The organism is Stenotrophomonas sp. HMWF003, from assembly GCF_003061285.1.
Classification (GTDB): domain Bacteria; phylum Pseudomonadota; class Gammaproteobacteria; order Xanthomonadales; family Xanthomonadaceae; genus Stenotrophomonas; species Stenotrophomonas maltophilia_AP.
Window position 1 is genome coordinate 5737 of sequence record NZ_QAIW01000231.1, and the last position, 2317, is coordinate 8053.

The 2317-nt window shown below is 68.0% G+C and carries 1 protein-coding gene and 1 pseudogene; both read left to right on the forward strand.

Annotated features, from left to right (window positions below; translation table 11 throughout):
• A partial coding sequence (flhA, locus tag DBR34_RS09470) for a flagellar biosynthesis protein FlhA (RefSeq protein WP_258223784.1) occupies positions 1–1907 on the forward strand: 1907 nt, incomplete at its 5' end.
• Between the two features lie 154 nt (positions 1908–2061).
• Positions 2062–2317: pseudogene (locus DBR34_RS09475) on the forward strand (flagellar biosynthesis protein FlhF); the annotation flags it as partial.

Genomic DNA, 2317 nt, shown 5'->3' on the forward strand with positions numbered 1-2317 from the left:
GCCCGCTGGACTTCACCATCTTCCCGATCGTGCTGCTGATCACCACCATGCTGCGGCTGGCCCTGAACGTGGCCTCCACCCGCGTGATCCTGCTGCACGGCCAGAACGGCCACGAGGCGGCGGGCAAGGTGATCGCCGCGTTCGGTGAGTTCGTGATCGGCGGCAACTACGCGGTCGGCATCGTGGTCTTCGCCATCCTGACCATCATCAACTTCGTGGTGATCACCAAGGGTGCCGGGCGCGTGTCCGAAGTGACCGCCCGTTTCATCCTGGACGCCATGCCCGGCAAGCAGATGGCCATCGACGCCGATCTCAACGCCGGTTTGCTGACGCGCGAGGAAGCCAAGGCCCGGCGCGAGGAAGTGCGCGAGGAAGCCGACTTCTACGGCGCGATGGACGGTGCCAGCAAGTTCATCCGCGGCGACGCCATCGCCGGCATCCTGATCCTGTTCATCAACCTGCTCGGCGGCCTGGCGGTCGGCGTGCTCCAGCACGGCATGCCGTTCGGCGACGCGGCCGCCACCTACACCCTGCTGTCCATCGGTGACGGCCTGGTGGCGCAGCTGCCGGCGCTGCTGGTGTCCTCGGCGGTGGCCATGCTGGTCACCCGCGCCTCGCGCTCGCAGGACATGGCCCAGGCCATGATGGGCCAGGTGTTCGGCCAGTACCGCGCGCTCACCATCGCCGCCGCCATCATGGGCGTGGTCGGGCTGGTGCCGGGCATGCCCAACGTCGCCTTCTTGACGCTGGCCGCGATCCTCGGCGTGGTGGCCTGGAAGGCCTGGAAGAAGAGCACCGCCGCCGCACGCGCCGCTGAAACGCCGGCCGCCAGCCGCGGCGAGACCCTCGGCCTGCCCGGTGCCACGCCCTCGCCCACCGCCGAACTGACCTGGGACGAACTGCGCCCGGTGGACCCGCTGGGTCTGGAAGTGGGCTACCGGCTGATCCCGCTGGTGGACAAGAACCAGGGCGGCGAACTGATGGCCCGGATCAAGGGCGTGCGCCGCAAGCTCACCCACGACATCGGCTTCCTGATTCCTTCGGTGCACATCCACGACAACCTGGAGCTGCCGGCCACCGCCTACCGCCTGCTGATCCACGGCGTGCCGGTGGCCACCGCCGAGATCCACCCCGATCGCGAACTGGCGCTGGACCCGGGCAGCGCGCTCGGTGCGCTGGAGGGCATTGCCGGCAAGGACCCCGCGTTCGGCCTGGACGCCACCTGGATCCAGCCGCACCAGCGTGCCCACGCCGAAACCATGGGCTACACCGTGGTCGACCCGGCCACCGTGGTGGCCACCCACCTGTCGCACCTGATCCGCGAACACGCGCCGGAACTGCTGGGCCACGAGGAAGTGCAGCAGCTGCTGGCCAACCTGGCCAAGAGCGCGCCCAAGCTGGTCGAAGACCTCACCCCGAAGTCGCTGCCGTTGTCGGCGGTGGTGCGGGTGCTGCAGAACCTGCTGATCGAACGCATTCCGATCCGCCAGCTGCGCAAGATCGTCGAATCGCTGGTGGAGAACGCACCGCTCAGCCAGGACCCGGCCACGCTGACCGCCGCGGTGCGCAATGCGCTGGGCCGTTTCATCGTGCAGGAGATCGCCGGCATGTCGGCCGAGCTGCCGGTGTTCACCCTCAACCCGCAATTGGAACGTGTCTTGCAGGAGTCCACACAGGGCAACGGCGCCGCGCTGGAACCCGGACTCGCTGAGCGACTGCACCAAAGCCTGGCCGAATGTGTCAGCAAGCAGGAAGCGAAGAACGAGCCGGCGGTCGTGCTGGTACCCGGCCCGGTGCGTGCCGCGCTGGCACGGCTGGTCCGCCACAGCGTCCCCTCGCTGTCGGTGCTGGCCTACAGCGAGGTACCCGAGGACAAACGACTGAAGCTGGTCGGCACGATCAGCTGACGTCGGAACGCCGACGGACATGCGCCAGAAAACAGACACACCCCCATTTCGATATCAACGCAGCAGGACACAAAGGGAAACCCGGACCGTGCAGACCACCGACAACCAGCGCTTCCCTTCCACCACCCCGCCGCCCCAGTCCCGGTACCACAGCATGAAAATCAAACGCTTCGTCGCTCCCGATATGCGCTCGGCCATGAACCTGGTGCGCAAGGAACATGGTCCTGATGCGGTGATCCTGTCGAACCGGCGGATCGAGGAAGGCGTCGAGATCGTGGCCGCGGCGAACTACGACGAAGGCGCGGTGCAGCGTGCGCTGGAAGCAGCGCGCAAGGACGTGGCCCCCGCCCCGGCGCCGCGACCGCGCAATGCCGCCGATGCGGTGATCGCCGCGGTCACCCGTCGCAAGC